Source organism: uncultured Porphyromonas sp. (assembly GCF_902489635.1).
In the GTDB taxonomy this organism is placed as follows: Bacteria; Bacteroidota; Bacteroidia; order Bacteroidales; family Porphyromonadaceae; genus Porphyromonas.
On the sequence record NZ_CABUAN010000060.1, the window covers coordinates 1 to 7211 of the forward strand.

The following is a 7211-nucleotide window of genomic DNA, read 5'->3' on the forward strand; positions in this document are numbered from 1 at the left end:
TGACCTAATCTCGGGTCGATTTCTTTTCACTCTGCAAACTTAAAGTAGGGACGCACGGTCGTGCGTCCGTTGTGTCAAAGATTACAGCATTGTGATTTAACGGGGACGGACGCCCTTCCGCTAGACACGACCGTGAGTCCTTACATATCGCCACACGATAGAGTCCCCTAGAGGTCCTGAGCACGGCTCTTACCTCTAGGGGACTCTATATATTATATGTGCCGCTACGTCGCGTGCTTACTTAGCAGGCTCTAGCTCTACCGTGAAGTGACGTAGCACCGGTAGCTCACGGGTGATGACGTAGCCACGTGTGATCGACTCACGACGATCATAGACATTCTTGCAGGCAGCTGCGATGACGTCCATGTGATTGTTCGTGTAGGTACGACGTGGGATTGCCAGGCGGAGTAGCTCCAGCTTAGGATAGCGGTTCTCACCCGTCTTGGGATCGCGGTCTGCTAGGATAGAGCCGATCTCGACACCACGGATGCCAGCCTCTAGGTACAGCTCGATGCCGAGCGTCTGAGCGATAAACTCCTCCTTGGGAACGTGCGTCAGGATCTTTTTCGCATCGAGGAAGATAGCGTGTCCACCAGCAGGGCGCTGATAGGGTACGCCGTACTCGTCTAGCTTGCTACCGAGGTAAGCTACCTGACGGATGCGCGTGTCGAGCATGTCAAACTCTGTGTTCTCATCCAGACCAATAGCGAGTGCGTTCATATCACGGCCGTTCATACCGCCATAGGTGAGGAAGCCCTCATTCATCACAGCGTACATAGAGCACTTGTGATAGAGCTCCTCGTCACGCATAGCGAGGAAGCCACCCATGTTGACCACAGCATCCTTCTTGCTAGACATGGTCATGATGTCAGCGTAGCTGAGCATCTCACGGACGATTTCCTTGATTGACTTGTCAGCATAGCCCTCCTCACGAGTCTTGATGAAGTAAGCATTCTCAGCAAAGCGAGCACCATCGATCTGTAGCGGTATGCCGTACTTGTGGCATAGCTCGCTCGTCTCACGTACATTCTTCATAGAGACAGGCTGACCGCCAGCCGTATTGTTGGTCACCGTCAGGACGCACATAGGGATCTGCTCCTTGGGGTACTTCTTAAAGCAATCCTCCAGCTTGTTCAGATCCATCTCACCCTTGAAGGGTAGCTCTAGCTCCGTATTGCTAGCCGCATCGATCGTACAGTCGACGGCTACAGCCTTGCGAAACTCGATGTGCCCCTTTGTCGTGTCAAAGTGTGAGTTGCCCGGTACGATATCGCCCTCCTTGAGCGTAGCCGAGTAAAGCACATTCTCCGCAGCGCGGCCCTGGTGTGTAGGGATTACGAGGGGGAAGGTGCAGATCTTCTCGACAGCATCCTTGAGATTTTGGAAAGAGGAAGCACCCGCATAGCTCTCATCGCCAACCATGATGCCCGCCCACTGACGGTCACTCATAGCGCCCGTACCGGAGTCCGTGAGGACATCGATAAAGACCTGTGACGACTTGAGACTGAATAGGTTGTAGTGTGCTTGCTTAATCCACTGCTCACGCTGCTCGCGCGTGCTCTTGTGTATCGGCTCTACCATCTTAATGCGGTATGCCTCAGAAAAAGGTATCTCCATAGTAGTTCTATTAAATTATTGTGTTCTTTTACTGCCCCAAAGATACGGAAAAAGACACACTAAGGGTATACGAGTAACGATTTTGTAGGGCCGCTCGGTCGAGCGTCCGTTGTCGAACGAAGGTTACAGCATCGTGGTTTAACGGGGACGGACGCCCTCCCACTCGACACTAGCCGTGCGTCTCTACAGGATTCAGTCACGGCTAGTGTCTAGTCGGAGGGCATCCGTCGTATCAAAGCGAGAGGATTAACTCGTTGTAGGGGCGGACCTGCGTGTCCGCCCACAGGTCATACTGCGCTCCAACGAGAACGGGCGGACACATAGGTCCGCCCCTACAAAGGTTACTTGTCCCGTGAGTCCCTACAAAGAGTTACACGTCCGATCGCTCCGATCTCCCCCCCCCCTAATCTCTAACCCTCTAATCAAAAAAAGGGGCGAACCATCGTTCGCCCCTTTTTTGATTCTAGTGCCTTACCACTACGCGGTAAGTCTCGCCCGCTACGCAGACTAGGTAAACCCCGTCCGCATAGGGTGTCAGGTCAATCTGCAGCGTGCCTCGACCATCGGCACGACCCGCATAGAGTCGCTCGCCAGTCATGCTGTGCAGTGTCACCTCGCTGGCTGGAGCTACACCCTCCACGATGACATAGTCAGTCGCTGGGTTCGGGTAAAGCTTCACCTGCTGCGTGACGGTCGTCTCCACGCCCGTGTGATCCACAAAGGTCGCCCTAACCTCCGTTGCGCCCTTGATCACAACTTTCTTTGTTGCGAGGATGTCCGTACCGTTGGCCGTGAGAGCTGTCAACTTGTAGCCAGCAGCTGGCGTAGCAACGATCGTTAGCTCCGTGCCGTAATCCACAGCATCGAGATCATCTGCTCCCGTAGCTGAGATCGTACCCTCGCCCTCCTTGGTCAGCTTAACGGCAAAGGACTGCGTCGTAAAGAATGCCTCGATAGTGGTCTCCTTCTTGATCGTTACCTTCTTCGTCTCTGTGATGTTGATGCCACCAGCGATGAGGGAGGTGAGCTCACTACCCTCGTCAGGTGTAGCGACAATCGTCAACTCCGTACCGTAGGGGACAGCGTTGAGATCGTCTGCACCTACAGCCTTGATCGTTCCCTTGCCACGAGGTTCTAGAGAAACCTTAAAAGTCTTCTTGCTAAAGATCGCACGAATGATCATATCCTCGTTGACGACCACCTTCTTCGTGTCAAGAACGTTTTTATCGTTGGCAGTTAGCTTGGTCAGCTCGTACCCCTCGGCAGGATCTGCCGTGATGGTCAGCTCCGTGCCAGGCGTCACAGCATCTAGGTTGTCCGCTCCAGAGATGTAGAACGTACCCTCGCCCACCTTGATCGGGGTCACGTTGTAAGACTGCAATGCAAAGGTCGCCTCAACCTTCGTATTCTCCGTAACCTTAAAGCGCTTTGTCTGGAGGATATCCTGACCATTGGCGGTCAACTTAGTCAGCTTGTAGCCATCAGCGGGGGTAGCGACGACCGTCAGCTCCGTACCGTAGGGGACAGCGTTGAGGTTGTCCGCCCCAGTGATGGAGATTGATCCACCACCCGTTGGCGAAGAGGAGACAGCATAGAGAGGGTTGTCTGCTCCCGTGTAGTCGTACCAAGCGTCGCCATTAGAGCTGCGTGTAAACTGAGTCTTCCACCCCTTAGCTTGGGCAGTAGCTACATGTGCAGCGAGACAAACGTTGCCCTCACCACTCCCATCATAAAACACTCTAAAGGCACCTGTACCCTTGCTGCCTAGATCTGGCAAACTATTGACCAGATTCGTCATCTCACGCACTTTGATTTGATTGCTATAGCATGTCAGTGAGAGCAGGCTCGTACAGCCTGACAGATCGATTTGCCTCAAGAGGTTCTTACTACAGTTCAGAGCTGTCAAAGCTTTGTGTCCTGACAGATCCAAGCTGGGCAATTTATTGTCCGAGCAGTCAATCGTTGCCAAGGCATTGTTCTTTGATAGATCCAAACTCGTCAGTTGATTGCTGTAGCATTTAAGTTGTGCCAAAGCGGTACAATCAGACAGATTCAAATCCGTCAGTTGATTGCTGGAGCAGTACAGCGATGTCAAGGCAGTACAGTCCGAGAGATTCAAGCTGGTCAGCTTATTGATGTAGCAGTTAAGTGTTGTCAAGGCGGTACAGCCCGAGAGATCCAAATTGGTTAGTTTATTGTCCCTGCATTGAAGTGATGTTAAAGCAGTACAGCCAAAGGCATTCAAGCTGGTCAGTTGATTGCTGTAGCAGGTAAGCGTTGTCAAGGATGTACAACCCGAGACGTTCAAGCTGGTCAGCTTATTGTTGTTGCAGTCAAGTGTTGTCAAGGCGGTACAGCCCGAGAGATTCAAATTGGTTAGTTTATTGTCCCTGCATTGAAGCGATGTTAAAGAGGTACAGCCAAAGGCATTCAAGCTGGTCAGTTGATTGTTGTAGCAGGTAAGCGTTGTCAAGGCGGTGCAGCCAGATACGTCCAAGCTGGTCAGTTGATTTTCCCAGCAGCGCAGCGTTGTCAAGGCGGTGCAGCCAGAGACGTTCAAGCTGGTCAGTTGACTTTCGTAGCAGTCAAGTGTTGTCAAGGCGGTACAGCCCGATACGTCCAAGCTGGTCAGTCTTTCTTGGCTGCAGTTAAGATATGTCACATCGCCTCGGATGGTAATCGTTTGACTGGTGAGGGTGTAGTATTCCCTAACTCCATCCGTTCGGGCGGACTCTCGAACTCCATCTATTGACACAGGGCCATTTGCCCTGATATATAGTTCGATTCTGTCTCCGACTCTTTTGGAAGTCGTCATCGTGATGACGCCCTCGGCGAGGAGGGCGGTGGAGGTGAGCAGCGTGCCGAGGAGGGCGAAGAGCCAGATGCGTAGTTGTTTATTCATTGTCTTATTGATTTAGGATGATTGTATGCTTTAGAAATTGCTCTCTATGAGGTGATAGTCTGCTGTAGCCGTTGGGGTAAGAGCTCACGAGAGCCACACTTGTGCAGGGCGTAGCGAGGCACAAGCGCATAGGGTACGACCATCGGGGCGGACGCTTGTTGCGTCAGCCTGCGAGTCGTCTGATAGAAATGATGGATTGCCCCTACACAGTCGCCTAGAAGGCGTCTATATGCGCGTTTTCGGGGGGGGGGGGGTAAACATACTGTCCGTCAGCGAGATGTGACGACAGAGAGGTTCTGAGGTACGCGTACGAGCGCACGAGAGAGCAGGGTGCAGGGTAATGGTCTCGCTACACGGACGTGTGGTGAGGCGGTCGTGGTGAGACCTCGTGGTACTATAATAATAGGTGGTACCGCTACTATCGAAACGATGCACTGTCAGGGGGATCTAAGCTATGTTTGTTAGCTGTTTTATGGAGGAACTATCCTCTGATAAGCAATATCCTGTACAAAGGTAAACCTTTATTTTGAGTTGAGCAAGCGTTTAGAAATTAGAAGTTAGAGGTTAGAAGTTAGAGAGCGGAGCGGTCGGAGGTGTCGGAGGTATCGGAGCGATCGGATTGTCGGGACGCACGAGACGAGTAACGATTTTGTAGGGACGCACGGGAGTGTCGAGTCGGAGTGCGTCCGTCGTATCAAAGCGAGAGGATTAACTCGTTGTAGGGGCGGACCTGCGTGTCCGCCCACAGGTCATACTGCGCTCCAACGAGAACGGGCGGACACATAGGTCCGCCCCTACAAAGGTTACTTGTCCCGTGAGTCCCTACGACGGAGTTACACGTCGAGGACTCTATCGCTTGTCACCTCGGGTAGATTTACTACCTTTGCTCCGACTAAAAAGGATATTACGAATCACACAAAAGCATCTACAGATATGCAGATAGTAGACATCAAAGGACGCGAGGTACTAGACTCGCGCGGCAATCCAACAGTGGAGGTAGAGGTCATCCTAGATAGCGGAGCCATGGGGCGTGCCGCTGTACCCAGTGGAGCCTCTACAGGGGAACATGAGGCACTCGAGCTACGTGACGGCGACAAGAGCCGTTACCTCGGCAAGGGCGTCCGCAAGGCGGTCGAAAACGTCAACGAGGTGATCGCTCCAGCTCTCTTCGGCATGAGCGCGCTCGAGCAGCGTGAAATAGACCAGAAGATGATAGACCTAGATGGCACAGAGACCAAGAGTGTACTCGGTGCTAACGCTATCCTAGGCGTCTCGCTAGCTGTCGCTAAGGCTGCTGCTGACGAACTAGCTATACCGCTCTACCGCTACATCGGTGGCGTCAACGCACACATACTACCTATACCGATGATGAACATCATCAATGGTGGTGCACATAGCGATGCTCCCATCGCTTTTCAGGAGTTTATGATCCGTCCCATTGGTGCCAAGAGCTTTAGCGAGGCACTCCGCATGGGTGCCGAGACCTTTCACGCACTCAAGAAGGTGCTCCACGATCGTGGACTCAGCACTGCCGTAGGTGACGAGGGTGGTTTCGCTCCTAAGCTCGATGGCGTAGAGGATGCGCTCAATAGCATCATCGAGGCGATCCATCAGGCTGGCTACAAGCCTGGTAGCGACATAACCATCGCTCTAGACTGCGCCGCTAGCGAGTTTTACCATGAGGGCGTCTACAACTACGCCAAGTTTGAGGGTGAGAAGGGTCAGCAACGCACTCCCGCCGAGCAGGTCGCTTACCTAGAGACACTCGTCAGCAAGTACCCCATCGATAGCATCGAGGATGGTATGGACGAAAACGACTGGGAGGGATGGCATCTGCTCACCGAGAAGCTAGGCGACCGCCTGCAGCTCGTCGGTGACGACCTCTTTGTGACCAATGTGGACTACCTCAGCCGAGGCATCAAGGAGGGTTGCGCTAACTCCATCCTGATCAAGGTCAACCAGATAGGTACGCTCACAGAGACGCTCGACGCGATCGACATGGCACATCGTCACGGCTTCACAGCGGTCGTATCGCACCGCTCCGGTGAGACCGAAGATACCACCATTGCAGACATCGCCGTAGCCACCAATGCGGGACAGATCAAGACTGGTTCGCTGAGCCGCACCGACCGCATCGCTAAGTATAACCAGCTACTGCGTATCGAGGAGGAGCTAGACGCACGTGCTACATACGGATATCGTCGTCTACGCTAAGATAGTCGGTGATTGCCACAGATTGGACACTGGGCGGTCACGATATACGACGGCTTTCGTTAGACCAACAAATAGATATCCACGTGGGAACTCGCAATTTCCGCGTGGATATTTTTTTCCCCCCACGTAGTTTACTGGCTGTTGGCTGGAGTGATTGGAGCTATCAGAGCTATCGGAGCCATCGGGACTCTAATCTCTAACCTCTAATGGCACTCCGATCGCTCCGATGGCTCCGACCAGGACTGGTGCATTGCAATAATTTAGAGTTGATTACATATCGGTGCGGTGCTGTGTCGGTGAAAACTGATTTCCACGTGGATATTTCGAAATATCCAGGTGGGGAATTTTTATTTCCCAGGTAGGAAATGAAAAATTCCTCGGAGGAATCAAATGAAACTTCGGAGGAATTTTTTGACGCCCACGTGGAAAATAAAAAATATCCACGTGGAGATTTGAGATTTCCCACGTGGATATTCGA

The 7211-nt window shown here is 52.6% G+C and carries 3 protein-coding genes; 1 reads left to right on the plus strand and 2 read right to left on the minus strand.

What is annotated here, in order from left to right:
- Positions 1–237: 237 nt before the first annotated feature.
- Both RDM37_RS08280 and RDM37_RS08285 read right to left on the minus strand, forming a co-directional pair.
- On the minus strand, positions 238–1617 hold the full coding sequence (locus RDM37_RS08280; RefSeq protein ID WP_298886517.1) for a tryptophanase: 1380 nt from the start codon (positions 1615–1617) through the stop codon (positions 238–240).
- Positions 1618–2080: 463 nt separating this feature from the next.
- Positions 2081–4519, minus strand: a complete 2439-nt coding sequence (locus tag RDM37_RS08285) for a leucine-rich repeat domain-containing protein (protein ID WP_308556658.1) — start codon at positions 4517–4519, stop codon at positions 2081–2083.
- A gap of 933 nt (positions 4520–5452) precedes the next feature.
- Between RDM37_RS08285 and eno the strand changes: the two genes are divergently transcribed.
- Positions 5453–6733, plus strand: coding sequence for a phosphopyruvate hydratase (gene eno / locus RDM37_RS08290; protein WP_299368886.1), 1281 nt, complete (start codon positions 5453–5455; stop codon positions 6731–6733).
- Positions 6734–7211 lie beyond the last annotated feature (478 nt).